24 protein-coding genes, 2 tRNA genes and 1 pseudogene are annotated in these 26,528 nt (G+C 43.1%); 11 read left to right on the top strand and 16 right to left on the bottom strand.

From position 1 onward, the window contains the following. The first annotated feature begins 55 nt into the window (after nucleotides 1-55). A tRNA-Ser gene (locus ACQY1Y_RS18695) sits at nucleotides 56-142 on the top strand. 111 nt (nucleotides 143-253) lie between these two features. On the opposite strand, the gene ACQY1Y_RS18700 is transcribed toward ACQY1Y_RS18695, so the two are convergent. Then, the gene (locus tag ACQY1Y_RS18700) at nucleotides 254-916 is read right to left on the bottom strand and encodes a class I SAM-dependent methyltransferase (RefSeq protein ID WP_002752805.1); all 663 of its coding nucleotides are present in this window, start codon (nucleotides 914-916) and stop codon (nucleotides 254-256) included. 106 nt (nucleotides 917-1,022) lie between these two features. Here ACQY1Y_RS18700 and ACQY1Y_RS18705 point away from each other — a divergent pair, with 106 nt between their 5' ends. Both ACQY1Y_RS18705 and miaA read left to right on the top strand, forming a co-directional pair. Continuing rightward, nucleotides 1,023-4,100, top strand: coding sequence for a hybrid sensor histidine kinase/response regulator (locus ACQY1Y_RS18705; protein ID WP_430013334.1), 3,078 nt, complete (start codon nucleotides 1,023-1,025; stop codon nucleotides 4,098-4,100). 673 nt (nucleotides 4,101-4,773) lie between these two features. Further along, nucleotides 4,774-5,709, top strand: coding sequence for a tRNA (adenosine(37)-N6)-dimethylallyltransferase MiaA (miaA, locus tag ACQY1Y_RS18710; RefSeq protein WP_036396432.1), 936 nt, complete (start codon nucleotides 4,774-4,776; stop codon nucleotides 5,707-5,709). Here the strand turns inward: miaA and ACQY1Y_RS18715 are convergent. From ACQY1Y_RS18715 to ACQY1Y_RS18725, 3 genes are read right to left on the bottom strand one after another with little or no spacing between them, the layout of a single operon-like run. Then, on the bottom strand, nucleotides 5,651-7,057 hold the full coding sequence (locus ACQY1Y_RS18715; protein WP_430013335.1) for a DUF2079 domain-containing protein: 1,407 nt from the start codon (nucleotides 7,055-7,057) through the stop codon (nucleotides 5,651-5,653). The genes miaA and ACQY1Y_RS18715 overlap by 59 nt on opposite strands. Nucleotides 7,058-7,069: 12 nt before the next feature. Next, nucleotides 7,070-7,927 carry an amino acid ABC transporter substrate-binding protein gene (locus ACQY1Y_RS18720; protein ID WP_430013336.1) on the bottom strand — a complete coding sequence of 286 codons (858 nt, stop codon included), beginning with the start codon at nucleotides 7,925-7,927 and terminating at the stop codon, nucleotides 7,070-7,072. 18 nt (nucleotides 7,928-7,945) lie between these two features. Further along, a complete protein-coding gene (locus ACQY1Y_RS18725; protein WP_430013337.1) occupies nucleotides 7,946-8,983 on the bottom strand; it encodes an AI-2E family transporter in 1,038 nt (345 codons plus the stop codon). A 265-nt stretch (nucleotides 8,984-9,248) separates the two neighbouring features. Here ACQY1Y_RS18725 and psbM point away from each other — a divergent pair, with 265 nt between their 5' ends. Then, entirely contained in the window at nucleotides 9,249-9,356 is a 108-nt protein-coding gene (gene psbM, locus ACQY1Y_RS18730; RefSeq protein WP_002745897.1) for a photosystem II reaction center protein PsbM, read from the top strand. 1,026 nt (nucleotides 9,357-10,382) lie between these two features. Here psbM and ACQY1Y_RS18735 read toward each other — a convergent pair. The 5 genes from ACQY1Y_RS18735 to ACQY1Y_RS18755 form a co-directional block, all read right to left on the bottom strand. After that, nucleotides 10,383-11,384, bottom strand: a complete 1,002-nt coding sequence (locus ACQY1Y_RS18735) for a pentapeptide repeat-containing protein (RefSeq protein ID WP_002737262.1) — start codon at nucleotides 11,382-11,384, stop codon at nucleotides 10,383-10,385. 1,077 nt (nucleotides 11,385-12,461) lie between these two features. After that, the gene (locus ACQY1Y_RS18740; protein WP_002752797.1) at nucleotides 12,462-12,707 is read right to left on the bottom strand and encodes a type I restriction-modification system subunit M N-terminal domain-containing protein; all 246 of its coding nucleotides are present in this window, start codon (nucleotides 12,705-12,707) and stop codon (nucleotides 12,462-12,464) included. Further along, a complete protein-coding gene (locus ACQY1Y_RS18745) occupies nucleotides 12,704-13,078 on the bottom strand; it encodes a hypothetical protein (protein WP_002752795.1) in 375 nt (124 codons plus the stop codon). The genes ACQY1Y_RS18740 and ACQY1Y_RS18745 overlap by 4 nt, the downstream gene beginning before the upstream one ends. 42 nt (nucleotides 13,079-13,120) lie before the next feature. Next, entirely contained in the window at nucleotides 13,121-14,044 is a 924-nt protein-coding gene (locus ACQY1Y_RS18750; protein ID WP_430013338.1) for an alpha/beta fold hydrolase, read from the bottom strand. A 151-nt stretch (nucleotides 14,045-14,195) separates the two neighbouring features. Continuing rightward, complete coding sequence (locus tag ACQY1Y_RS18755; RefSeq protein ID WP_430013339.1) at nucleotides 14,196-14,903, bottom strand: SIMPL domain-containing protein; 708 nt, start codon at nucleotides 14,901-14,903, stop codon at nucleotides 14,196-14,198. A 166-nt stretch (nucleotides 14,904-15,069) separates the two neighbouring features. Here ACQY1Y_RS18755 and ACQY1Y_RS18760 point away from each other — a divergent pair. Beyond that, nucleotides 15,070-15,414 (top strand): annotated as a pseudogene (locus ACQY1Y_RS18760) (hypothetical protein); the annotation flags it as partial. Between the two features lie 417 nt (nucleotides 15,415-15,831). After that, nucleotides 15,832-16,434, top strand: coding sequence for a Uma2 family endonuclease (locus ACQY1Y_RS18765; protein ID WP_430013340.1), 603 nt, complete (start codon nucleotides 15,832-15,834; stop codon nucleotides 16,432-16,434). A 120-nt stretch (nucleotides 16,435-16,554) separates the two neighbouring features. Here ACQY1Y_RS18765 and murA read toward each other — a convergent pair whose 3' ends face one another. Continuing rightward, nucleotides 16,555-17,868 (bottom strand): UDP-N-acetylglucosamine 1-carboxyvinyltransferase, encoded by a 1,314-nt coding sequence (murA, locus tag ACQY1Y_RS18770; RefSeq protein ID WP_430013341.1) that lies wholly within the window; start codon nucleotides 17,866-17,868, stop codon nucleotides 16,555-16,557. Between the two features lie 191 nt (nucleotides 17,869-18,059). Here murA and ACQY1Y_RS18775 point away from each other — a divergent pair. Next, a tRNA-Leu gene (locus tag ACQY1Y_RS18775) sits at nucleotides 18,060-18,143 on the top strand. Nucleotides 18,144-18,205: 62 nt separating this feature from the next. Further along, a complete protein-coding gene (locus tag ACQY1Y_RS18780; RefSeq protein ID WP_430013342.1) occupies nucleotides 18,206-19,000 on the top strand; it encodes a TrmH family RNA methyltransferase in 795 nt (264 codons plus the stop codon). Nucleotides 19,001-19,042: 42 nt separating this feature from the next. Here the strand turns inward: ACQY1Y_RS18780 and ACQY1Y_RS18785 are convergent, their stop codons facing one another. The 5 genes from ACQY1Y_RS18785 to ACQY1Y_RS18805 form a co-directional block, all read right to left on the bottom strand. Then, nucleotides 19,043-19,777, bottom strand: coding sequence for a TIGR02391 family protein (locus tag ACQY1Y_RS18785; RefSeq protein ID WP_430013343.1), 735 nt, complete (start codon nucleotides 19,775-19,777; stop codon nucleotides 19,043-19,045). A gap of 373 nt (nucleotides 19,778-20,150) precedes the next feature. Then, nucleotides 20,151-20,336, bottom strand: coding sequence for a hypothetical protein (locus ACQY1Y_RS18790; RefSeq protein WP_430013344.1), 186 nt, complete (start codon nucleotides 20,334-20,336; stop codon nucleotides 20,151-20,153). After that, on the bottom strand, nucleotides 20,329-20,904 hold the full coding sequence (locus ACQY1Y_RS18795) for a zeta toxin family protein (protein ID WP_287636962.1): 576 nt from the start codon (nucleotides 20,902-20,904) through the stop codon (nucleotides 20,329-20,331). The genes ACQY1Y_RS18790 and ACQY1Y_RS18795 overlap by 8 nt, the downstream gene beginning before the upstream one ends. Nucleotides 20,905-21,047: 143 nt before the next feature. Next, the gene (locus ACQY1Y_RS18800; protein ID WP_430013345.1) at nucleotides 21,048-21,536 is read right to left on the bottom strand and encodes a DUF29 domain-containing protein; all 489 of its coding nucleotides are present in this window, start codon (nucleotides 21,534-21,536) and stop codon (nucleotides 21,048-21,050) included. A 273-nt stretch (nucleotides 21,537-21,809) separates the two neighbouring features. Continuing rightward, nucleotides 21,810-22,502 (bottom strand): Crp/Fnr family transcriptional regulator, encoded by a 693-nt coding sequence (locus ACQY1Y_RS18805; RefSeq protein ID WP_002778985.1) that lies wholly within the window; start codon nucleotides 22,500-22,502, stop codon nucleotides 21,810-21,812. Between the two features lie 474 nt (nucleotides 22,503-22,976). Between ACQY1Y_RS18805 and ACQY1Y_RS18810 the strand changes: the two genes are divergently transcribed. Both ACQY1Y_RS18810 and ACQY1Y_RS18815 read left to right on the top strand, forming a co-directional pair. Then, a complete protein-coding gene (locus tag ACQY1Y_RS18810; RefSeq protein ID WP_002752772.1) occupies nucleotides 22,977-23,165 on the top strand; it encodes a hypothetical protein in 189 nt (62 codons plus the stop codon). After that, nucleotides 23,150-23,446, top strand: a complete 297-nt coding sequence (locus ACQY1Y_RS18815; RefSeq protein ID WP_002737690.1) for a type II toxin-antitoxin system RelE/ParE family toxin — start codon at nucleotides 23,150-23,152, stop codon at nucleotides 23,444-23,446. The genes ACQY1Y_RS18810 and ACQY1Y_RS18815 overlap by 16 nt, the downstream gene beginning before the upstream one ends. Before the next feature lie 236 nt (nucleotides 23,447-23,682). Here the strand turns inward: ACQY1Y_RS18815 and ACQY1Y_RS18820 are convergent, their stop codons facing one another. Then, the gene (locus tag ACQY1Y_RS18820) at nucleotides 23,683-25,134 is read right to left on the bottom strand and encodes a GTP-binding protein (protein WP_430013346.1); all 1,452 of its coding nucleotides are present in this window, start codon (nucleotides 25,132-25,134) and stop codon (nucleotides 23,683-23,685) included. Nucleotides 25,135-25,519: 385 nt separating this feature from the next. On the opposite strand from ACQY1Y_RS18820, the gene ACQY1Y_RS18825 reads away from it, so the two are divergent. After that, nucleotides 25,520-26,428 carry a transglutaminase family protein gene (locus ACQY1Y_RS18825; protein WP_002736347.1) on the top strand — a complete coding sequence of 303 codons (909 nt, stop codon included), beginning with the start codon at nucleotides 25,520-25,522 and terminating at the stop codon, nucleotides 26,426-26,428. The last annotated feature ends 100 nt before the right edge of the window (nucleotides 26,429-26,528 follow it).

Consider the following 26,528-nt stretch of genomic DNA (forward strand, 5'->3'; position numbering starts at 1 on the left):
AATCAATCCTAGGACAAGTAATCTGTTAAAATAATAATCCAGACTCAAACCCTGTGGAGAGGTGGCAGAGTGGTTGAATGCGGCAGACTCGAAATCTGCTTTAGGGTCACACCTAACGTGGGTTCAAATCCCACCCTCTCCGTTGAACTGATAACTTATAACTTAGTGCTGTCGTTAAGGAGCTTAAGGGATGTAGCGTTGTCCTGGGTGGTTTCCGCAAGAGCAAAAGCTTTTCTAATACCTCTTAGCTTATTCACTTTTTCATGGCCAGGGTCAAACCATCACCAATAGGAATAATACTGATATTGACCCGTTCATCCTGCTGAATTTTGGCATTAAGGGAACGGATAATTTTGGTGCGATTATCATTGCTATCGGCCGTCGCTACCCGTCCTGACCAAAAAACATTATCAATAGCGATAATTCCGCCGCTTCTGACCAATTGTAACGCCTGTTCGTAGTAGCAATCATAATTACTTTTATCGGCATCGATAAAGACAAAATCAAAACTATTACTTTCTCCCCCGGCGATTAATTTATCTAAAGTCTCCAGGGCCGGGGCAATTCTTAAATCGATTTTATCGGCGACACCGGCCTGCTGCCAATAACGGCGGGCTATACTGGTATATTCTTCGCTCAGATCACAGGCGATGAGCTTGCCTTGCGGGGGTAAAGCTAAGGCTACCACTAGCGCACTATAACCGGTAAAAACCCCTATTTCTAGGGCTTTTTTCGCCCCGATCGCCTGTACCAAAAAAGCCATAAACTGACCTTGTTCGGGGGCAATCTGCATGACTGCCAGGGGTTGAGAGGCAGTTTCTTGACGTAATTGAGCTAAAATCGGAGATTCTCGCAGACAGATAGATTGATAATAGGAATAAAATTGTCGATCGAGTCCAAGAGTTTGATTAGCCATAAAAAAATTCCTAGTGGATGGATTTATCGGGTAAAATTCTGGGTAATCTGAAGCTAGAGAGAGCGCATTGGTTGACCAAAAAGGAAGACTTGGCAGGAAGCAAATCATGATGAAACCCGACTGGGATCATTTCTTTAACGAAGATCTCGAACAGTTGTTAGAGAGTTTGGAAGACAAAGACACCGACGGTGACGAGACCCTAGACGAACTTAGCTTTTTATTTGAGCAGACTTCCCCGCCAGCGGCGAGGTATGGGGCTTCTCTTGACCAAACCCTGTCTTTCTTGCCCTTAGAACCGGAATTAGCAGAACTTTTTAGCGATAGCATCAATTGGGAAGAAACCGCCACTAATGATCTTCATTCTACCCGTGGGACTGCTGCCAAGTCAGAAGCCGAAGATTGGGATGATCTGGAATCGCTGCTGCTAGAAAATGCAACAGTCCAGGACTCAGAAGCAATTATAACCATCAGCAACCCGAATTTTTACGACAGCCTCGAAGACTTAGAAGCTTTTCTGGAAAAACCCACTCCACCAGCGCAATCGCCACTGCCGGACATCTTTGAATCCCTAGAGGTCCTCCTCTCGGAATCCACAGCAGGGGAGCCGCTGGCCGCGACAGAACCTCTCCAACGGTTAGAATCACTGGAAATTGCCACGGAAAGCTCCCCAGAGCCTGAATTCAAGGATTTAGAAAAACTCCTCGAAGAAACCAATCCACCGGTCGGGTTAAATAACCTGCGTCCCCTTGTTGGTAAAGCTTTTGAACAGACGATGCGGGTGCCGATCAAACAATTGGACAACCTCAGCAATCTGATCGGGGAACTGGTGGTTAAACGCAATCACCTTGAACAGGAACAGGATCGCCTGCGTCTCTTTTTAGATAATTTGCTAACCTGCGTCCAAAATCTCAGCGATGTGGGCGTTCGGATGCAGGATCTCTATGAAAGAAGCCTCCTAGAAGGGGCTTTACTGGCTAGTCGCAATGCTGGCGGTGCCATCGGTTATGGTGGAGTTCAGGGAAAAAATCAGGGCAATTCGACTATGACTGGGGAACTAGATGCCCTAGAGATCGACCGTTTTACCGATTTCCACTTATTATCCCAAGAGATGATCGAATTGATCGTGCGCGTGCGAGAATCGGCCTCTGATCTTCAATTTGTCGTCGATGAAACCGATCAGGTGACGCGCAGTCTGCGACAGGCTACCACCCAACTACAGGAAGGGATGACCAAATCGCGCATGGTTCCCTTTAGTCAAACTGCCGATCATCTACCCCGGGCAATTCACGATATTTCCCTGAAACTGCACAAACAAGCCAAATTAAAAGTGGAAGGAGGGGGTGTTCTCATCGATCAGATGATCCTCGAAAATCTCAATAGTCCCATGATCCATCTGGTCAACAATGCGATCACCCACGGCATTGAATCACCCGAAGAACGCCTGGCCAAAGGCAAACCTGTCCACGGTACGATCTCGGTCCGGGCATTCCTACAGGGCAATCAAACCGTGATCACCGTTAGTGATGATGGGGCCGGTATTGATGTTAATCTGGTTAAACTTAAGGCGATCGAAAAAGGCCTGATCAGCGATCGGGAAGCTCAAAACCTCAGTACCCAAGAAGTCTATGAAATTCTTTTTCATCCCGGTTTTAGTACCAAAGATCAGGCCGATGATTTTGCCGGTCGTGGGGTGGGTTTAGATGTGGTGCGTACCAGTTTAATCGATGTGCGCGGGACGATTACTATTGACTCGGTACTGGGCCAAGGAACCACTTTTACCCTCCGTTTACCCCTAACCCTGAGTATCTGTAAGGCCCTCTGTTGTGTTAGTAATCATGCTCGCATCGGTTTCTCCATGGACGGAGTGGAAGATGTGAGGGATTTCCGGGCCAGGGATATCCAAATGGATCGGGAGGGACGGCGCTGCGTTTTCTGGCAAAACACTTTACTACCTTTCCAACCCTTGAGCGATTTGCTTTCCTACAATCGACAACTTAGTCGCGGTAGTTTTTACACCGGCAAACAGGGGGAAGACTCTTTTGTGATCGTGATCCTGCGCGGTGGTAATAATCTCCTCGCGGTACAGGTGGATCAAGTGATCGGGGAACAGGAGATCGTGATCAAACAGATCGAAGGACCGATTCCGAAAACGGCTGGGATTGCTGGGGCGACGGTTTTAGGCGATGGTACGGTGATGCCCGTCGGCGATGTGTTAGAGTTGATCGACATCGCCAGCGGTCGTCTGCGTATCGATAACGGTGGTCTTTGGCACCAATCTGTACCGCCTGTAGATGTGGAAATTAGCCAAAAATCCGAGGCTATGGTTCTGATTGTCGATGATTCGATTACTGTTCGGGAATTGCTCTCTTTAAGCTTTAGTAAAACTGGTTATCGTGTGGAACAAGCTCGGGATGGTCAAGAAGCTTGGGAAAAATTACGCGGTGGTTTGCCCTGTGATATCGTTTTTTGTGATATCGAGATGCCCCGCATGAATGGCCTGGAATTACTGTCTAATTTGCAAAAATACCCCCGATTAGCGACGATTCCCGTGGCTTTGTTGACTTCCCGAGGCTCGGAACGTCATCGTCAGGTGGCGGCGAAATTAGGGGCCAGTGGTTATTTTACCAAGCCCTACACGGAAATAGATTTACTGTCGGCAGCTGAAAGAATGATTGCGGGGGAAGTATTACTAGCTAATAGTATTAAAGCGACCTCTAATCAGCTTTCATCCTCCGATACAACGATTATTGATAGTGATTCCGCTAATTTGTTAGCACAATCGAGTCCTCTCGTCTTGATTGTCGATGATTCGTTAATAGTGCGGGAAATGTTAGCGATTTCTTTGGTTAAAGCTGGTTATCGCATTGAACAGGCCCAGGACGGTTTAGAAGCATGGGAAAAATTACAGGCCGGATTAGCTTGTGATCTGATTCTCTGCGATATCGAAATGCCTCGCCTGAATGGGTTAGAATTACTCTCTCGTCTGCAAGAGGATGAACAACTTCAGGGGATACCAGTGGCGATAATTGCCTACCAAGGGACGCAAAAAATGCAGCATCTTGCCGCCGCTAAAGGGGCAAAAGGTTATTTTGTCAAGCCCTATATTGAGGATGTTTTACTTTCAGCAGCCCAACGTTTAATCGCTGGTGAGGTATTAATCCAGAAAGAAAGTTCCGTGGATTAGCTGAGGTTAAGTAGCTGGTTATAATCAAATTTAAAATGGATTTTAGGTTCGATCCCCCCTGCTCCCTAGGGTTGATTCATTTAAATTAAGTACAACTGATGCTAAATTCAGTTATTAAAAACTGATTATTTATTCTCCGTTTTGCCTGAGTGCCTCTCTTGATATGTAGTCCATACTCAACGGATTTAGTATGATAAGCATTTCAGGGCTCAGGAAGAAAGTATGGGGAAAATAGGCCAGCAATTCTAAATTTGCCCTGTAATAAGGCTTTTGGGAGTTAGTTCGCATAATACGGGGTAAAATTCAATGGGATGGCGAATTTCATTTCACGAGTCTTCGGGCTTTTGACGTGATAGTACACCCAAAGTTGCGCCAAAAATCCCCCTTTAAAATGTTCTTTAAATCCCTAAAAGGCTTGCTGTGTCTAAAACTGAGAATTGCTGAGGATTTTGCCGATAGCTTGCAGATGTTCTTGTAATTGCAGTTCTTCTTGAGCATTCATGATGCCTACATCTGGTATGGTTAGTTTAGGGCTAATTGTCCTCTATCTCCCTCTTCCTAACCATCAGTATTTATACTCATTACATATCTGGGATGCTCCCCGTTGAACAAGCAATTTCCGATAGTGATAGGTCAAGAATCCCCCGTCACAGCGCAGCTTGACGGTGGGAGTATGTCAACTATTCTGATTGTTATTTGTGGGGCAACTGCCACAGGAAAATCCAGTTTAGCCCTACAATTGGCCGAAAAGTTTAATTCAGTAATTCTCAGTGCCGATTCCCGACAAATCTATCGAGAATTTAATATTGGTACTGCTAAACCTAGCTTAGAAGAATGTCAGCGGATTCCCCATTATCTAATTGATATTTGTGATCCTCAAGATAATTTTACCCTAGCACAGTACCAAGAACAGGCTGAGAATTTAATCAGCAATCTCCAATATTCTCCTCTGTTTTTGGTCGGTGGTACGGGACTTTATATCAAGTCCATTGTCAAAGGTTTAAAAATACCGAGGGTTTCTCCTCAAGCGGATTTGAGACGGCAATTACAAGCTTTAGGACAATCCTATCTTTATCAAATTCTAATGCAGGTAGATGAAGAGGCCGCTAAAAAAATTCATCCCCATGATCAGGTCAGGACTTTACGCGCTTTAGAGGTTTTTTATGTGACAGGAAAACCTATCTCTAGTCAGCAGGGAGAAAATCCCCCCACTTATCCAATTTTACAAATTGGTTTAGACTGTTCCCCAGAAAGTTTAGACAAGCGGATCACTGTTCGTACTCATCAAATGATCACAAGGGGATTAGTAGCAGAGGTGCAGAATTTGGGGGATAAATACGGTTGGGATTTGCCACTTTTGCAGACTTTGGGTTATGCAGAGATTAAGCAATATCTCCTCGGAGAAGTTTCTTTAGAACAGGCGATCGATCTAATTATCCTCCACACCCGTCAATTTGCCAAACGTCAGCGCACTTGGTTTCGTGCCGATGCTAATATTGTCTGGTTTCCCGTCGATAAAGAAAATTTATTGGAATTGGTGGAACGAAAAATTATTTTGTTTCTTGAGGGGTTGTCAAGGCCCGATATAAAAACACATCATCCTGATTAACGATTAACTGAAAGTTCTCATTTTGATTCAGTTTATTTAAGTGATCATCAATTAGTTCTGGTGAACTAGACCAACCGGGATGACGGCGATCAAGTAGAATATAATTAAATTGATTTAAATCTAGGGATTGGGAACCTTCGATCGCTAATTTGATCATTTTCCGATGGGTAAGATGGGGGGCAATTCTAGAAGTAGTCAAGACACTGTCACTGGTGGTAATTTGAGTGAGAGCTTTTTGGGTGGCGGACCAAGTATCGAGGGAATTTAAATACAGTGACCAAAAATAGCCGTATTTAGCTAGGGCAAGAAAGGCAATAGTTGCCCAAGTAATTATCCATTTAGGTTTTTTTAACCAGTTACCATTATGGGCTAAAGTGGCGATAACCGCTAGAAATAAAAAGGGCAAAATTGGCAGGGAATATTGAGTGGTTAAGTTTTTTTGTGGGGCATGATCTGCTAATAAATTTAAAGCGAGTGCGGGAATAGCGGCAATTATTGCGGTAGAATAGCGCCAAGATAAACCCCAAACTAAGGGAATAATTAATAGGATGAGGTATTCTAGATTATTGCCAGTCAAGATTTTTCCTAAGACAAGATCGGGTTTGAGGAAAAGATTAAAGATAATTGCTGGCAAACTATCTCCTAGATAACTATATCGAGAATCAGCCATTTCAATAACTGCAGATTTTCCTGTCAGGAGAGGGATTAATAATTTCGTGGTGATAATAAACCAAAGAATGCCGCTAATCATGGCAATTATTCCGGGGATTTTTTTCTTTTCCCAGAGAAGTAACCAGATACCCATTCCCAACAATGTTAAAGAGAGAATTGCTTTACAACCGAGAATAATAATAATTCCTAGACAAAATCCCCAGAGATTATTTAATCTTGCCGCTAAAACCGTCCAAAAAATGGCTGGCACTGCGATAACTTCTGGATGAAAATCAAAGAGATTAACGTTAAAAATCAGGGGATAGAGCAGATAAACTAAGGCTAATGTATAAACTTGTTTTTCTTTTAATCCCGCTTGTATTGCCAATTGCCAGAGGGGAAAAACGGCAAGGGAAAGGGAAAAAGCTTGCAAGAAAAGCAGCCAATAAACGCTAGGATAAATTTTATAAAGTAAGGCTATAGGATAGAGAATAAAAGCGATATGATCGCCTAAGATATGGTAGCCAACAAAAGATATAATCGGTGGTTTAGCTTGAGAAATTAAGTAAACTCCCTGATCGAACCAACCAAGATCAAGAGCATTAGATTGAAATAAAATATGTCTGATAGCACTGCAAATAAACAGGATTATTGTAGCGCAACCAATTAACCAAAATAAATCATTCTTTTTGTGCATAATCGTTAAATTTTACTGGGATCTTTCGGGATTATTACGACAATACTGCCAAGTATCTCTAAAATAAGAAGCAACTTCAGTAAACCATTTTTTAAAAATATTTCTGTTCTCACTGGTGACGATAACCCCATTAATAAACTCTTGCCATTGGGGATCATTAGCGGGAAGAATAAAACCATAATAATCACAATTTAAAGGATTGGGGGGTATAAGTTGATAATCTTTTCCTAGGGATAAACCGAGAATGACAGCTTCTCCAATTAGCAGAATCCCATCACTAGCAAAAGCATCTATTCTATTCCTTCTTAAACTTTGAATACCTCGCAGTCTTCCCGTCACTCCTTGAAATTCTTGATAGGTAGCAAGAGGATATTTTTGTCTTAATAATTCTTGAGTGGTGGTATCTCGCAAAACTCCAATACTTATACCTTCTAAGGACGAAGAAAAGTTAAAATTATTCTGATTATCACTCCGAACTAAAAACTGAGTTCCCGTCACAAAAAAAGGACGAGAAAAACTGACACCATTAGGTATAGTTTTTCTGATACTATTAGGACCACACTCGAAATCAACGGTTTTATTTTCCAATAACTGGAAGCGATTAAATAAAGTCGATTTATAAATTTTGACACTGATGATTTGGAGGTTTAATTTGTGCTTGAGTTCTTCTCTAAGCAATTGGATAAAATCTAAGCACAATCCCTGTAAATTATTATTACTATCTCGATAGCCAAACGGAATGGCATCTTCTCTCATCGCTACTTCTAATAATCCCGTGCGTTTAATTTTTTCTAGCACTGTTTCAGATTTAGCTGGGAGAGTAGCAAAAACATTAGATAAAATAACGAGAGTAAGAATGATTAATTTCATGGTTTTTGCCGAGATTATTTAAGATTTGTTATGGACTTGATCCCACTGATCTAAAATGTCTTTGAATAATAATTCATCTAACCATGTTTTTACTACCACTGTCAAAGGTAAAGCCAATAATAAACCTAAGATGCCAAACATTTGAGCGAAGAAAATTTGAGCGATTAGGGTAATTGCCGGTAGTAAAGATACCTGTTTAGCCATGACAGTGGGTGTCAGCCAATAACTTTCGACATTTTGGATAATAAAATAGAGAATCAGAATAGCGACAATTTTCCAAGGTGCATCGATAACAGCAATGAGGATCGGAAAAATCACACTAGCAGTCGGTCCGATATTAGGGATAAAATTGAGCAATCCTGCTAGGATAGCATGAACGAGAACTAGATTAATTTGTAGAACCAAAAGACCGAACCCACTTAATAATCCTACCATAGTTGAACTAATGGCAATTCCCAACAACCAATTACCTAAACCCGCTTCCGATAGGGTAAGAATTTCCTCAGCACGACGACGATAGAAGTTAGGAAATAATTTTAAGAAAGCTTGTCGATAGGGTTGGGGGTTGGCTAACATCATCATTGCTAACACCAGCACGAATAATAATTGCAAAATTGCCGCAACCGAGTTAGAAAAGAAAGTAAAAAAGTTACTAAAAACAAAAGTTCCTAAAGGTTGTAACTGCTGGACTAAATCAGTTAAATTAGGCAGGGATGGCAACCAATCAAATTGAAATTGTTGTCGCCATTGAATCGAGTTATTGCGGACTAAATTCCAAGCTTGCGGTAAAAGTTCAATTAATTTTTGAAACTGTTCGATAAAGGGGGGAACAATAATTATAAAAAATAAAATTGCAATTCCCAGACTCGTCAGCAGGGTAATTAAAATAGCCAAACCCCTTTTAATACCTAATCTCTGCAATCCTTTCACACATCTATTTAAGGCTACGGTAAACACGATCGCCATAAAAATCAATAATAACAGCTGTCGAATCTGCCACAATACATAAAGAGCCATTATTAAACAGATAAACCCCAACCACTGACCAAATTTCACGACCTTAATTTATCCTATCGGGACAAATTTTATCATACAGCAGTCCGCCGTCAGTGGTCAGGATTCAGGATTCAGTCTTCGGGAGATTATTTTTATTTATTCTCTCCATCTCCCCATTCCCCCATTCCCCCACTCCCCCACTTCCCACTTCCCCACCTCCCACTTCCCACTTCCCCTTTCAAATCAGCAACGCCTTGGCTTCTCTAGGATGATATTCTAGGAGTTAATCTTTATGTAAATCCGTTGTCACAGAGGGAGCTAACTCATGCAAGTAAATAATCTCGGCTTTATCGCTAGTATCCTATTCGTCCTAGTCCCCACCGTTTTCCTCTTGATTCTGTTTATCCAAACCAGAGAGGAAACCGAGGGTTAAATTCCTTCCCTATCCAGGGTAAGCGCATCTTAACAAGCCTTGACAAAATGAACTTTATGTGAGTTGCTTACCCAGAGAGCGATTCAGGCATCTTTGAGGAGAATTGGCCATCTAAATTGTTAGGCAAAAATCGACCAAATGGGTCGATTTCCTAACTATTTTGATTGACTGGTATCACTTGAAATCCCCATGCGGATCACAAAATTGGCCAATTGTCAATAGCGTTTGAGATGCTCTCACCCTGCTTCCCTATCCCTATTCTTCCTAAAAACCCCGGTGATTTCTGGAAGTCATGCGGGGTTTTTCCCTTGAATTAGGGGAAAATACCAGTTTCGTCACCTGATCCTCAATCCGCTGAGTATAGGCTACTTATGAGGACAAGCACTTATGCAAGAGGCAAGAGGCAAAAGGGTGAATAAATAAAGTGATTTCTGATCAAGAAGATACCTGATAAGTAGTTGGAAAAAAGTAAAGTTAACTGTGGGGTAAGGAGTCGGTCGTCGGTCGTCAGTAAGAATTACGGCAATTTACATTTCTTAAGATAGACAACAGAATTTATGTCCGACTACTTAGTAACCATAATTGAGAAAGTTTGTGCTGCTTAAATAAAGAGGTTTTGACAACCAAATTAAAGCATATCTAAAGAGTTTTGAGTTAAAAGTTAAACTTCAGGTTTTCATTTAGAACCAATTCACTAATTAACTAATTTTTCCCAAAAAATTAGTTAACTCGCCATTATAACATATAAGTAGGTAGGCGTTAAAAGTTGTCATACACCCCCCTTATCAAGGGGGGCAGGGGGGATCCCCCCGCCCATCGGCACCCCCCTTATCAAGGGGGGCAGGGGGGATCGAACCTAAAATCCATTTTTAATTTAATTATAACCAGCTACTTAACTAATTTTCAAGAGTTCTATAATTCATAATTCCCACTCCCAACTCCGGCTCTCCCTTTTGCTGAAGAAAAACCCCACGGTTATAGAAATCTTGGCGGAAAAGTCTCTACAACCAGGTTTTTCTAGGAATATTAGGAAAGGAGATTGCCGCGACTACCGTTAGGAAGAATAGTTTCTTCAAGGGAAGCGGAAAGAAGATTATTTTCGGTTAAAATCGCCCCGATTAAATTAGCTCGTTTGAGATTAGCTCGTTTAAGATTGCTTCCCACTAAATAACTCAAGAGTAATCCCGCTTGGTGTAGATTAGCACCGGAAAGGTTAGCGGAGGCTAAATTAGCGCCGAGAAGATTACAACCGGTTAAGTTAGCTTGGCGAAAATTGGCTTTATTCGCGTCAGTTTTGCTTAAATCGGCACCGGTTAAGTTAGCTCCCTCAAAATCACTACAATTGAGGTTAGCTCCCGTCAGATTAGCTCCTTCTAGGTTAGCATAACGTAAATCCGCCCCGCGTAAATCCGCCCCGCGCAAATCGGCATAGCTGAGGTCGGCGTATTGAAGGTGGCAGTTTTCCAGATTAGCTTGATAGAGATAGGCTCGAATTAGGTTAGCCTCTTTTAAGTTAGCATGGCTAAGATTAGCAGAGCTAAGAATAGCACGAGTGAGAATAGCCCGTTTTAGGTTAGCTTTCTCCGCCATAGCATGGGTTAAAGTGGCTGAGGTGAGATTAGCCGCTTCCAGATTCGCCTTGAACAGTTGAGCAAAAAGTAGGCTACTGTGAATTAAACAGGCAGAACTTAAATCAGCCTTTTTCAGAACAGTATTACTCAAAATTGCGCCGCTTAGGTTACTTTGGTGCAAATTTGCCCCAGAAAGAGCGGCTTTAGTCAGGTTAGCATCGATAAGACAAGCTTTGCTTAAATTGACTTCTTCTAGGTCAGCAGCCTTGAAATTAGCGTTAATTAAACAAGCTTCGGTTAAATTGGCTTGTCTTAAGTAACTATGACTTAGGTTAATCTGGTTTAAACACTGTCTCTTTAAATTGACTCCGCTAAGTCTGACTTCCGCAAAGTTGCGTTCACCTCGATTATACAGTTCGATTAGATGTTCACGATCGATTAAGGCATTGCTACTCATAAAATAACTAAATTGTCCTGGAAGGTGATTTCCAGAGAATTGGTTGGGGAAAATTATTGATCATGAAGTCGATCTCTAGAATTAGTACAGGGAGCGACTGGGGATTTTTGCGAATAAATAGAAATTTTCAACCAATTATGGGCTTAAAATCCCTATTGGCAATTACTGAAGCGGGTAAATAACCACAAGAATCGGGGTTCAATACCAAAAACAACCTTTACCTAAACCCGCCACTTGTTACCAGCCAGGTCTAGGCATTAAATTAGAGAAGTCTTGTGCGTCAGTTTTTCTGACTGAATCTACTGCCTCGCCGATGTCTTGACTCGGTATCATACAGTTGAATTTGTTAGGTCTGCTTAGTCAGTCCAGTAGCCAACAGGCTAAAACTCTTAATCACCAGATTTCGGGGACTTTCCAGTTGGCAATCATAAAACTTCGTAAAAGTCAATCCCTCTTAGGGGTAAATCGCCCCATTCTCTTCCCTGAAACCCTAGTTTAACAAGTTTATCAGGTTGTGGTCTGTTTTGGCAAGAGGCGTTAATGGCTTTTCAGTAATTCCTAAGGCAAACGGTAGCACAGAATACAGAATCAGTCTTACTCTTGCCTTTCAAAATCAAGTGAAGGGTTTGAATAGTGGGTTTCGGGGGAATGGAAGTCAAACAACTGAATTTTATGGGGATGCGGAGCTATTTCCAGGTAGTTATCGCTGGGATAACTGACCCTCGAAATGCCAGCAATGCCAGCCGCTACAGTCTGAAAGACTCAATATTAGTGGCATTTGCCGAGTTTTTTCGCCAGAATGAATATTTCTAGAATATCAGCGTCAACTTAATATAAGTAGTCGTGCAAAATTAATTTCCTAGTCGAGACAGGAGACTCCGAGACGGGAGACGGGATACAGCTATTAGGGATCGGATTTTAGTTTTCAGTTCACTGTTTACTCACAGCAGAAGTCTGACGGAGTAGTGGCTTAGATGTGTAATTAATTGTGCTTAGATAATTAGCGATCCTAAATCATTTTCAAAAAAGTGATAAGACAATATTGAATGTTTAACTATACCAAAGACAAAATGATTTTTATTTGGGGTTGTAGAAGGCAAATCCTGATTTTTTGCAGAGGAGGGGATCGAGGTTGTCGAGCTTGTCTTTGTAATGGTTATAGGCTGCTAAGACCTCCTCTTTGGTCGGCTCTAACACGCAGTCGAAGCGACGCAGCACGGTGAAAGGCAAGATGACATCTTGATATTTGCCGCGCTTAAAGGTATCGCGGATCAAATCCGCGATACTCCAAATAAAACTTACCTTGTCACCGAAGTTGTTCATCTGTTAAGACCGCAGTTTCCCCGCGACCAACCCCATTCTTCCACTCCCACGGAAATTTGCGAACCGGGACGGACATCTCCTTTCGATAAGTCTATCAGAGTGACACTGACTGCGGCGAATAAACTGCCCCGATAAATCGGCTGTCCTTTGTTGTTAGTATTTTTAAAACTAAGACTAGAAACTTGGGGAGGTTGACCGGAGCGTGTCCAGCGAATGCGCTCAAAACGTCCATTGATAAATTCTGCTGAATAGGACCAACCGTTATTCATGCGGCCTCGACAAAAAAGCTGTTGTGTGGCTACAGTAGCGGGAATATTGACAGATAAACTCAGAAGGCTGAATGTAGCGAGAGCGATCGGCAAAAATTTCATAAAAGTTGGCACTATAGGGTCAAATAATCCTATTATAAGTTTTTAGTTCGCAAATTTAACTATCGCGGCCGCGGTAAGTTCCGGTTTTTCGAGGTGGGGAACATGACCACAGCGAGGAATCCAGACCAGTTGATTATTGGGTAAGGCCTGCTGAAATATCTTCGCGTCTTTTGTGCCTAAAATTTGATCGTTTTCTCCCCAAATAATCAGCGTTTCTCGGTTTATTTGGCTTAATTTCGGCAAAAATGCCCCATAACCGCCACTTTTGGTAAAGGAGATTAAAGCCGCACTCCAGTGGGGACAATTCAGGTGCAGATTGGCACAGGTGCAAGCATCAACAGTGGCTAAAGTTGCATCAAAATAGGCAGTACGACTGATATTTTGACGCACGCGGGGATTGGCTAAAAAATTAGTTGCCCACTTATCGAGGGGAGAAAACATCAATTTACCCAAAACTGGGGGGTTAGCTAGTCCTGCGCTGTCAATCAGGACTAATTTTGCCACTATTTCCGGGTAGGAGAGGGCAAAATCTAGGGCCACTGCACCCCCCATGGAAGCACCGACTAAAATTATCGGTTTAGCGATCGCAGTTTGCCAGAAATGGTAAAGATGGCTTTTAATAGTTTTCGGAGATACTTGTAAATCTGGGTATCGCTCAGTAAAACCAAAGCCGAGCAGATCTATCGCCCAAGTTTCCCTATTTTGGGCGAGTAAAGGTAGTAAACGCCGAAATTCCAGCAGGGAACTATCAAAACCGTGCAGGAGGAGAAAAGGCGGTTGACCTTGCCCTTGTTGACTATAGGTAGTTAGAATCGATCGAGGATAGATGGGGCTATCGATGGCAATTTGTTGGATATTTTCGAGGAGAGCAAGGGAGGTATCTTCACTCAATCCCTCCCTAACAGTGGGTAAAAAGTTGGGATAATTCACGGATGAGGGCGAAAGTTTTCTAGATTTTCCGAGCATCGGTGCTGATTTTAAGCTGTTGACTATCTAAATTACTCGTTAGGACTGTCTATGAGCAGGAGAGCGAGGAGAGAGAGTTTCAGCATTTGTACTAAAATACTCAATAGGCAGTTTAAATGCAGTACAGCTTAACTGATAGCTAAAGGTTATTTTAATAGCTAATTTCGAGGGTGACAGCAGCGCGCAGGGTTTGTTCCCCTCCGATAACTGGGCTACTGGCAGCATCGGCACTCCGAAAAACCGCTTCTGAGCGGGCTATTGGCACGGGATTACCTGTATTACCCACTTGGATAGAAACCGTTTCTTTCGGCACTAAACCGAGGGCTTGTAACACGATTGTAGCCTGTTCTCTAGCTTGTTCCGTGGCTTTGATGAGAGCGGTTCTTTGGGCAGCTGCGATCGCTGACTCTCCAGCAGTAAAACTGACCCCATCGATGCGTGTTGCCCCGACTTTGACCGCTTCATCGATTAAACTCCCCGCTTGGGCTATATCAATCTGAAAACTAATCAAATTAGCCCCGATATAACCGATTAAACGTCTTTGATTGTTGCTGAAGTCGTAATTGGGCTGTAAACTGATGCCAGTGGTTTCCAATTTTTCCACTTGACGGGAACGGAGAAATTTAACCACCGCATCGCTACGATTGGCGGTTTCCTGCTGCACTTTCCCCGCTTCTTTGCCTTGAACTTCTACCCCTAAGCGCACTATTGCTTGAGAAGTGGCGATATTTTCTATTCCTTCTCCCGTCACGGTAATTGTTCTCAATTCTCTTGCGTCTGCGTAACTAGGCATAACTAATCCAGTGTTGATGAGGATAAGGGACAGCAAAAAAGCCAAGCAAAATTTTTTGTAATTCATGAAAAATCTCTAGCGATCGATACTATATTTCGATTCTAGCCTTTATTTTGGGCAATTGAGTGGAAGATTATCCCTTTTCTGTCACTTTCGGAAAATCCCCGTTAACTCCAACTGCTGAAACTCTTACAGCCTTTCTCACAAACATGAAGTACAATGTTATCGATATCCTTTCCAAGAGAATTTACTGGAAATTCTGGCCAACTGGCGCAAGAGTTTGGAATTAAGAGATAATTTAAGTGCCGAAGAACAGGAGGACATTATGAACCTATCACCAGCTTATTTACAACAACGAGAAGAGTGGAAACAAGAAGGAAAGCAAGAAGGCACTTTAGAAGGACAACTATCCCTGATAAGCAGTCTTTTGGAAGGACGTTTTGGCAGCCTAGATACAGAATTATCTGGTCTGGTGGAACAGATTGCCCAACTTCCTATCTCGGAACGCACCGGGTTACTTCTTTCTCTGGCTAATTTATCTCGCTCAGAACTGTTAGAAAGATTCAGGGAAAATTAAACTTTCACTCCCCCTAAGTTAGGAAAAACTATCCCCAAGCATTAATAGAAAACGGGTTTCTCGGAGAAACCCGTTTTCTGTGCGTTACTCAACGGATTTAGTATGACAACTGATAAAAACCCCTCCAATTAATGAAGGGAAATTGTAGGATTTTATTGATGGTATTAGGAGACTTTTGTGGTTTCTTTTTCTGAAAAGACGGACAATAAAAGGAAAATACACACTTTTGTCTTTATAACTGTATCCTAAGCTACATTTTTATAAATATTTACATTCCTCTCCGTCAGGCTTCTTTGGCAACTTTAAGAGCGATCGCCTTCTATCTTTTAGTAGTCAATAATGCCGATGACAAGAGCTAAGTTAAGATTGAAGGGCATTCAGTTGTTAACTCATGTAATTCTTGAGTGGGGGTAAACGATGACGACACTACTTGTACAAACGACCTCGGCTCCTTTGATGATTGATCTTCCTTGGATTATGCCGATGACGGAGGAGCAATTTTATGAATTTTGTTTAGCCAATCGAGATTTACGCATTGAACGCAGTGCTAGTGGAGAAGTGATCGTTATGCCTGCTGCTTTTTCAGATACGGGTAATCGCAATTTTAATATAGCTCTGCAACTGGGGAACTGGTCAGAACTAGATGGAACGGGGCTTGGGTTTGATTCTAGTGCGGGTTTTACGCTGCCCAATGGTGCGACTCGTTCACCGGATGCTGCTTGGATTAAATTAGAACGCTGGAATGCTTTAACAGAAAAACAAAAAGCCTCTTTTGCCCCCATCTGTCCCGATTTTGTCATTGAATTACGTTCTGCTAGTGATACAGTATCCAGTTTGCAGAAAAAGATGGAGGAATATATTGCCAATGGTACTTTATTGGGTTGGTTAATAGATCGCCAAAATCGCCAAGTCTATATTTATCGTCCCTATCGAGAACCGGAGATTTTAAATGCTCCTGAAACCATTAGTGGTGATCCAGAATTGCCGGGGTTTGTATTAGTAATGGCTAAGATTTGGTAAATGCGATCGCTGATGAAAGGTTCCGTCAATATAGAACAACTAAGCACGATTAACGCTGTTCTATATTGTTGCTCACGGGAATCCTCAACACTGATAGAACAGCGATAACTAATCATCCTGTTAAGATTGGGTCAGGGTAGCCAATTCTAAGGCTAAAGGATCAACCCGGCGTAAATTTGCCCCTAATGCTCTTAATTTACCCTCTAAATTATCGTAACCTCGATCGAGGTGATGGAGTCCCTGCACAATAGTAGTCCCCTGGGCTGCCAATCCCGCCACCACCAAAGCTGCCGAAGCGCGTAGATCCGTGGCCATCACCGGCGCCCCGGAGAGGAAAGGCACACCGCGCACTAAAGCCACATTTCCTTTGACCTTGATATCTGCTCCCAGACGCTTTAATTCGGCCACATGACGCAGACGATTTTCAAAAACCGTCTCATTAACCACGCTACTGCCCTCGGCTAAAGTTAATAGAGCCATAAATTGGGCCTGCATATCCGTGGGAAAACCGGGATAGGGCAGGGTTTCCATATCGGTGGCTTTTAAGTCTTTAGGGATAATCCGGAGACGATTGGGACCATCTTCCACCACTTCCGGACCGATTTCGTGCAGTTTGGCAATTACCGAAGCTAAATGGCTGGGAATCACGGGATAAAGACTAATTTCTGAGCGGGTAATTGCCCCGGCTATCAGTAAAGTCCCGGCTTCAATGCGATCAGGAATGATACTGTAATCGGTACTGTGCAGACGGGAAACTCCCTCAATAACAATTGTATTGGTCCCAGCACCGCGAATTTTTGCCCCCATGGAAACACAAAAATTGGCTAAATCAATCACCTCTGGCTCCTGGGCCGCATTACCGAGAATGGTTTCCCCGAACGCTAAAGTCGCCGCCATCATTAAGGTTTCCGTCGCTCCCACACTGGGATAATCCAGATAAATATTCGCCCCTTTCAGACGACCATTACCCTTAACGCGGGCGTGTACCATGCCGCCATCAATTAATACATCTGCACCCATTGACTGTAGGCCTCTAACGTGCAAATCCACTGGTCTGGCCCCAATGGCGCAGCCGCCGGGGAGGGGAACTTTTGCTTCTCCTAAACGGGCTAAAATCGGTCCAATGGCAAAAAAACTGGCTCGCAACTGGGAGACGAGATCGTAGGGCGCTTGAGCTTGTTTGAGGTCTCTGCCATCAATCTCTAGTCTATCTCCGGTGTGACGGACTTGCACGCCCAAAGCCGAGAGAATTTGACTCATCCGCTCGATATCGGCTAGGGCAGGTACATTACTAATCTGGCACTCGTCGGAGCAGAGTAAAGCTCCCGCCATAATCACTAGAGCGGCATTTTTGGCACCACTGATTTTAACTTCACCCTTGAGAGAGTGACGACCTTGAATTTCTAAATAGGGATGCTCGATATCGATAGTCATAGGATCATTCATTTATCTTAGTTGGGAGTCTTGGCTAAGGCAAGCTTCGGTAAAATTAGACTGCATCTTATCAGATTTTTGAACGAATTATCGGTGATTCTACCCCGAAAAACGATTTTTGTCTTAATTATCTCAACTATCTTGACTTATGGATTGTCCGATAGTATAATAAGAGATCGTGAAAGAAAAATGCGGAACTGGCGGAATTGGTAGACGCGCTAGATTCAGGTTCTAGTGTCTGCAAAGACTTTCGGGTTCAAGTCCCGAGTTCCGCATTATCTCCCTCAAAACGTAGTTATTTAGGGCAGCCCTAGCGGGGTGAAAAATCCGATTGGCTATGATTAGCAGTGTTCAAAACCCTTTAATCAAGCAAATTCGCAAGCTACACCGCACTAGAGAGCGACAGGAGCAGAATTTGTCCTTAATTGAGGGAACCCACTTACTAGAGACGGCTTTAGCCCTGAATTGTTCCCTAGAGACGGTTTGTTATACTGAAAAGTGGCAGCAAAGACAGGGAGAATTAGCGGAGAAGCTTCAAAATCAGGCGAAACGAGTCGAGATAGTTTCCCCGGAAGTCCTCGCTTCCCTAGCGACAACGGTTAATCCCGATGGTGTGATTGCCACTATTGCCCGTGATCACCTTCATCCAGTCCCCCAAAATCCGCTACAATTGGGCTTAGTTTTGGAAAGATTGCAGGATCCGGGTAATCTCGGCACTATTATTCGCACTGCCGTGGCTACGGAGGTACAGGGTATCTGGTTAAGTCTCGATAGCGTCGAAATCGATAACCCTAAAGTGATCCGCAGTTCCGCCGGGGAATGGTTTCGATCGCCCCTGGTGGTAGAATCGGATTTATCGGCTTTAGTGAAAAAATATCAAGCACAGGGGGTAAAAGCGATCGCGACTTTACCCACAGCCACCAAAAGCCACTGGGAGATTGATTTTACCCGTCCGACTTTAATATTATTAGGCAATGAAGGAGCCGGTTTATCGCCCCAATTAGCGACTTTAGCCGATGAAACGGTGAAAATTCCCCTCTTTGGTGGTGTGGAATCTTTAAATGTTGCGATCGCTACTGCTGTCATCCTCTACGAAGCTAGAAGACAATTATCCTACAGTAGGGTGGATTAGCGTCAGCGTAATCCACCGTTAAACCAGACAAGAATTAGAGATTTATGTATTCTCGTTTTCTGTCTCCCAATCTAAATCATCTAGCATCTTCAATAATAAATCGATGAATACGATAATTGCTCCACCCTCCTCTGGTTTAGGATCGATGAATCGATGAGCGTAACGGTTACGAAAAAGCTTCATTGTACCCGAATATAAATCACGGTATGCCTCTAATTCTTCTGATGGAAGCTTATCTTTTTGTACAGATTTATTGCTTCCAAAAATTAGGTTAACAATACCATTACCCGTGGCTTTTTGATTAATATTATCAATATTTCCCAGTTTCCTCATGCGGTCCTCTAAAACCACTGTCGCATTGCGAATCGCAGTATCCCACGCTTTTGGATTATCTCCACCCGCACTCACAGAAAAACGGACTCTCTCCCATAGTTCGGAGTCTAAATGTTCAACTTCAGTCAAGGGAATTAGATGAGGAATAGCCGAGCGATTGGGTTCAGCAAAGTTAGAATCAACCGCTTCATAAGCTTTTCCTGTTAGAGTGCCTTTGTATTGATGCTGGCTTTTTTGTTGCCATTTAATATAACCATATTCTTCTAATATATCGAACGTTGCGAATTCGACATAAGGAGGGCTATCAAAACCATTGTAATTTACCCAAAGATGACTGTTAACAGTCGGACAGTAGTACCAAATACAGTCCTCGGGAAGATGACCAGCCCGTACTTCTTGAACTATCCATCGCAAAAGGTTTTTTTGATTTTCTGTTAAACTCATATTTAAGCCTCGAAAAATAAACAACAGTACCATTATACTATGTAGTTTTGATTTTCGTAACGGGAATTTGCTAAAACCGACATCTATATAGGGTCTGCTGAAAAAGTACGGGCGAAGCATTCGGGCAATAACCTATCGGTGAAACCGTAGATTTTCTATCCGAATGCTTCGCCCCTACAGGACACGGGCCGATGAAGACGCAAGGTTTTAAACGAAGATTCTCTCAAAATCTTGCACCTGTGAGAGCAAAACAGAACCCTAAAACCCTTACCTCGTCTATATTTCACATTTATTCAGCAAGCCCTATATAAATCCCTCGGATAGGTGAAACTGTTTCTATGAATAGTGAAATTTGAGACAGTCAACCAATTTTTTACACTTCCGTTTTTTTGGCAGGTTTTGGCGGAATTTGCTCGGCTGTTAAGGTGACAATTTGGCCATCTTTGAAAATGCTGATAGATTCTCCTAAGAGGCGGTGTCTCTCAATTGCTTCTGCGATTGCGACTCTAACACCTGTATCGATTTTCTGATGCAGTTCCGTTAAGGTTGGTTCAGTCATTTTGGTTTCTGGTAATGATTCGGAAGGTGTCTGGGTTATAAATAATAGGAGGTTGATTAAATCCTAACGCAGCAACTAAGTGCGGTTCATCCCCAGAATTATCATAGATAATCCAAGTATCGCATAAAGGTAAATACAACTGCATGAGGTTATTACGTCCCCGCTCATAACGACGACGAACCACATCTTCAGGAATATTATGACCGCCACTGGCTACCCTTTTGTGAACTCTCTCTAAAGCTAATTGTGGACTTTGTAGCCAAAAATAAATAAGATTGAGCCTATAGCCAGAACTGCGACAGTCTCTCAAAAAACGGGCAAAATGTCGGGCTGCCAGGGTGCTTTCAAAGGCAAAATCTATTCCTTGGCACTTCAGTGTTATCAGTCTTTCTAACATCAACCGTCCTGCTTGGATAGCAACCGACTCAGGATTAAAAGGTGAGAGTCCGGCGGCAATTTCATCGGCGTTAACGTACTCGATAACGCCTAAAAAGTTGGGTAAAATTTTTTTAGCGACGGTGGTTTTCCCGGAACCATTGGGGCCAGCAATTAGATAAACATCAGACATGAGGGAAAAGCTCGTCCTCCAGATTATTTTGAGATAACCTCGAACTAAGTCGCTAGTTATAATTAAATTGAAGATAAATCCCCCCTTAATAAGGGGGGTTTTTGACAGTTTTTAACATCTAACTATTTAAGTATCAGTGGCTCTCAACTTTCCGTAAAAAAAGGTGAGATATCGATGGGGACCCAATCTCCGTCTAATACTTGTTCGAGGGTGAATATAGACTCTAGGGGAATTATATTTTTATCGACAATTCTCCCATCAATTAGGGTTTGTCTTGCGTCTGAATAGGCCTCCCCAAAGGAATTAATGGCATGATTTTTTAGCGTTGGGGTTTTGATCTTTTTTTTCAGTTGCACTCGAAAAGTGGCTATCTCTCCTAGCCAATGACGCGCATTTCGTTCTCTTTCCGTTGTCCAATAACTCAGTTTTAAAAGATGGATTAATAGTTGAGTTAATAAACTTTCGACAGCTTGGCGCTCGCTTTTTCCCATGCACTCTACTTCCTCGATCAGATTTTCCCAGTCCACCCTGTCAAACTCTTTTTGCTTTAAAAGTTCGGCGGTTTTTTCTGTCCAGAGAACAAAATCTTCCTCGTAGAGAACGGAGAGCAATAGCGGGGTTTGTGCGGTCATAATAGATTTCTGGGGTTGCTGATTTGTGATAGGAATCTGCTTGTGTGGGGTTTTTAAAACCTGGAGCCAAACTAAGTAGCTGGTTATAATTAAATTAAAAATGGATTTTAGGTTTGATCCCCCCTTCCCCCCTTGATAAGGGGGGTGCTGATCCCCCCTTAATCCCCCCTTAATAAGGGGGGTATCTGATGATTTTTAACGCCTACCTACTTAACTTTTGGATAGGATGCACAGTTAGCATTCATAGCGTGAGTCAGCAACACCGCAGAAAAATTAATTATGACTCAAAAATAAACTGGGCAATCCGATAAGATTATCCTGCTTAAAAAAGATCGAATTTTGTTGTCGCAATTTACCGATTAATCTTGTTACTGTTACTCTGGTAGTGCCGATGGCACTGGCAATTTGAGCGTGAGTTAGGGGATAGGGGAGATAATAGCCTTCTACACAGGGTTGACCGTATTCTTCCAGTAATAAAACCAAGAACCCCATTAATCGATCGAGGGAGCGTTTTTGACCGAGAATACTCAACCAAAATAACTTACGCTGGTATTGATGGCGAAAAGTTTCCATAACAGCCGATCGCAATTGCGGCCATTGTTGTAGGTCTTCCCAGTATAACCAGACTAACTTGGTTCCGTCTAGATGAGCTTGGGCTTGTAATTGAAAGGGAAATTGAGAAACAATCTCAAAAGGTTGACCTGCACCCACAAAACCGAGAAATACTTCCTCACTATCAGCAATAGGTAGTTGACGGGGAAATTTTTGGTCGATAACGTTAACTTGTGCCTTACCAACAATACGAATCGCCCCAGATTCGACAAAGTATAACAGTCCGGGGCGTGTGGCGACTTTTTCATCTTTGGCAAAGGTATGATTACGATAATGGGATTTTGCCCAGTTAAAGATTTCTGTTTCTTGACCGATTAAGGGTATAAAATCCGACGAAGGAACCGAAGAAGACATTAAAATTAATAACCCATTGGGGCGTTGAGGGAACTGTAAACTAATGTAACAAAAAATTGCTGCGATTGGGGGGGGTCTTGTGGCCACTAGATGCTTATTGGTCAATAATCCCTAAAAGTTGCGGGGATTGAGCAAATAGGAGAATTATTAAGTATTCTTAACAGAACACCCGCCCCAATGTCACAAAAGCTAGATAATTACCCTATCTATTCTTAAATTTTTCTGGCTTTTCTGGGGACTATGGCATAGGATAGGATGCGTAACTATTAGTTTTCTATCTATGATATAGCGTTTCTCTTAAAGATGAAGTATAAAGAAATTTGGCATTATCTCTTGGCGACTGGCTACTGTTAACCGTTCCCTGTTCCCTAAAACCAGATACTTCGTACCTCACTATTAAGATAACTGCTATAGATTATAGTTGATAGATAATTTAAATTTATACTTTTCCTTAAAAACTTCGGTCAAACTTGTATGAATAGCATTAGACAAAAAGTGGAATCCCTCTTGAATCAATTACCAGATGATTGTTCAATTGAAGATATTCAGTATCATTTATACGTTCTGGAGAAGGTGCGTCAAAGTTTGAGCGCTGCTTCTCTAGAGAATACAATCCCCCAAGAAGAAGTTGAGGGTCTTTTAAACAAATGGCTGATCGAGTGAATTATCGCCTTGTCTGGTCGCCCAAAGCAATTGAAGACGTGGATGCGATCGCATCTTATATTAGTCGAGATTCCCCGTCCTACGCGGCGGCCGTCGTGCGTCGAATTCTTGATATAAGCTATTCTTTAGAAAATTGTCCCCTAGAAGCGAAAAAATGCGCCGAATTTAGCGATGATACCATCCGAGAAAAGTCTGCCTATGCCTACCGTCTGATCTATCAAATTCAAGGAGCAGTAGTTATTATAGCGGCGATCGTCCATAGTAAGCATTTCTTGGATTGATCGAGTCAGTGATCAGTTATCAGTGATCAGTTATCAGTGATCAGTGGTCAGATTTGAATTTTCAGTTCACAAGGGCTGAATCTAATACCAAATTTGTTAAGCTAAAAGCTTTAATTTACTCAGTTTCTAACCTTCTTTTTAGGTAGGAGAATTGCCAGATTCTTTCTGGGAGCCTATTGCCTATTGCCTGTTGCCTGTTGCCTCTTGCCTTCAGTTGACTGATTACTGATTACTGTTTACTGATCACTGAAAAGTCCCCCACCCCCCAATTTTGAGCCTAATTCCCGCTTAATCCGGTTGAGAATCGAGGTTTCATCGAGGGAATCGAGAATACTGGCCACCACTGCCTTCGGGCCATCGGGTCCCCAAGTGGCCCCATTAGCGAGATAGGTTTTCGTCACTTGGCCGATCGCGTAACAGGATACACCGGCAACCCCCGCTTGAGTCAGGGCGATCGAAGTATAGGGAAGGAGAGAAATGCCGCCAGTGGCAGGAATCGAGAGGCCAAGCAGTCCTTTGAGGGAACTTAAGCCCAAAACCGCTAAAAATTCGCTGGCACTAATACCCCCCATATTGAGGGCAATTTTTTGTAAAAGAGCGATCGCCCCCTGACGAGTTAAATCGATGCCGTATAAGCGAGAAAGAGCGAGAATCATGGCTAAATCGATAACTGCTCCCGTCAACAGATCCAACACCGTCACCGGATTGAGAGCGATCGCCGATGCTTTGATCATCACTGCTTTTTGAATCAATTGATTAGCGCCGCGATCACGGATAGCCATTTTGCGGGCGACAATTTGCTCGTTTACCTCGTCCGCATACAGCATAGAATTGAGTGCCACGAGCGATTTACCCTCTCGCTCTAGAATTTCCAAAATTTTGAGTTTCAGGGCTTCTATCTGGGGGTTTCCCCGAAATCGTTGCGTTTTAAGCCGCCCATCCTGCCCTTTAACCGTCTCCGCCAAGAGGGGAGAGGCCGCCACCATAACGATCTCATCGGGGGAGAGTAGTTCTTTCACCCGTTCTGAGGCGATTTTCTCATAGATAGCGAGGCGATCGACTTCCGGATACTGATCGATTTTATTAAAGACCAAAATCATCGGTTTTCCCGCTTCCCGCAACTTGGCCAGGGCGGAAAATTCCACTTTGGTCATATCACCAGAGATGATAAAAAGGATTAAATCCACCTGCTGCGCCACCTGACAGGCGAGAATTTCCCTCGTTTGCCCATCTACCTCATCAATACCGGGAGTATCAAGCAATTGCACCTGAGCATTACCCTGGCCGTTCAGGGTCAGACGCGCTAGATTGGGGAAAGTATCATCGCTGCTCAACTGCCAATTTACCCCTTTAATGGTGCGGGTAACTCCGTGTAGAGGACCGGTTGTAAAGATTTCTTGACCGACCAGAGCATTTAAAATCGAGGATTTTCCCCGGCCCACCAGACCAAAAGCGGCAATTTGAATCAGGGAGCGATCGAGTTTTTCCAGCAGGGCCACTAGGCGATCGATCTCCGCTTCTAGACCAATTTTCTCGATCGAGGTAAGATCCAGACGCTCAACAAGTTTGCTCAGAGAATTGCGTGCCTGATTATAGTTGAGTTCTTCTTGAATAGTGCCGACACCTCGAAGCGCTTGTTCTAGGTCTTCGGTATTCCAAGCTCGATCGAGGAACGGGTCAGAGGTCATTTCAGTTATCAGTTATCAGTTATCAGTTATCAGTTATCAGTTATCGGTTATCAGTTGTCAGTGATTAAGTGGGTGGGTGTTAAAAATTGTCAGATACCCCCCTTATTAAGCTGTCCTTTAGTCACATCTTTCTTAACATTTCAAACCTTTGTAGCACAAGGCTTTCAAGACTCGGTTAACAATTTGTAATATTCCTTGTTGACACCCTTACAAAACAAAGAAAAAACTGAAATCAAGTCAGGATAAGGGTTGGAGTGCTTACTGCAAAAATTGTTAAGAAAGATCCCTATAAGGGATAGCTTATTAAGGGGGGATTAAGGGGGGATCAAGGGGGGAACCATCTTCAATTTAATTATAACCAGCTACTTTATTAAGGATAATCAGGATGAGTGTCATCTACGACTTGGAACACATCACCACCTATCATTATCGTCAACCGGTAACTTTTGGGGAACATCGGGCGATTTTTTTGCCTAGTGCCGGTCACGGCGAAAGAATTATCAGTTATTCTGTAGAAGCGAATATTGCCGCCAAAACGCGCTGGACTATGGATACTCTATCTAACAATGTGGTAGGGATTGAATTTGCTGAACCAGCGTCAGAATTAATCGTTACCTGTCGATTACGGGCGGAACATTTTGGCTTAAAAGCGATCGCTGATTTTCCCCTCGCTCAACGGGCGATCGAAATTCCCATCCAGTACACCCCCGATGAATGGTTAGATCTAGTGGTGTTTATGCGTCCCCACGCTGAGGATGCCGACGGCAGCTTGGCAGCTTGGGCCAAAAGTTTTGTAGCGGGGGACCAAGATAATACCCTCGATGCCATGGCAAGAATGATGGCCGCTATCAAAGATAATTTTACCTACCAATCCAGAGAGAGTGAAGGAACTCAATCCCCCGGAGAAACCCTGCGGCTAAAGTCGGGAACTTGTCGCGATTATGCTTGGTTAATGATCGAAGCTTTGCGAAGATTGGGTTTAGCCTGTCGTTTTGTCAGTGGCTATCTCTACGATGCTGCCCTCGACGGTGGTGAAGTGGGGATGACTGGCTCTGGTGCTACCCATGCTTGGTTACAGGTTTATCTACCGGGGGCCGGTTGGCGTAATTATGATCCGACTAATCAAATTACCGCCGGCTTTGATTTAATTCGAGTGGCGATCGCTCGTCATCCCGGTCAAATCATACCTCTTTCCGGTTCTTGGTTTGGTGATGCCGATGACTTTTTGTCTATGGATGTTAAAGTGACCATTCGCAAGCTGGGGACGCTGCCGGATTTTGATCCGAGGGAATAGGTTGAATTATCGGGTTTTTCCTTGACTGGCGATTTTCCAACTAATCCTACTTGACCCAGGGTAAGCGCATCTTAACAATCCTTGACAAAAGGGACTTGAT

This window comes from Microcystis ichthyoblabe FBCC-A1114 (assembly GCF_050500245.1).
Classification (GTDB): Bacteria; Cyanobacteriota; Cyanobacteriia; order Cyanobacteriales; family Microcystaceae; genus Microcystis; species Microcystis ichthyoblabe_A.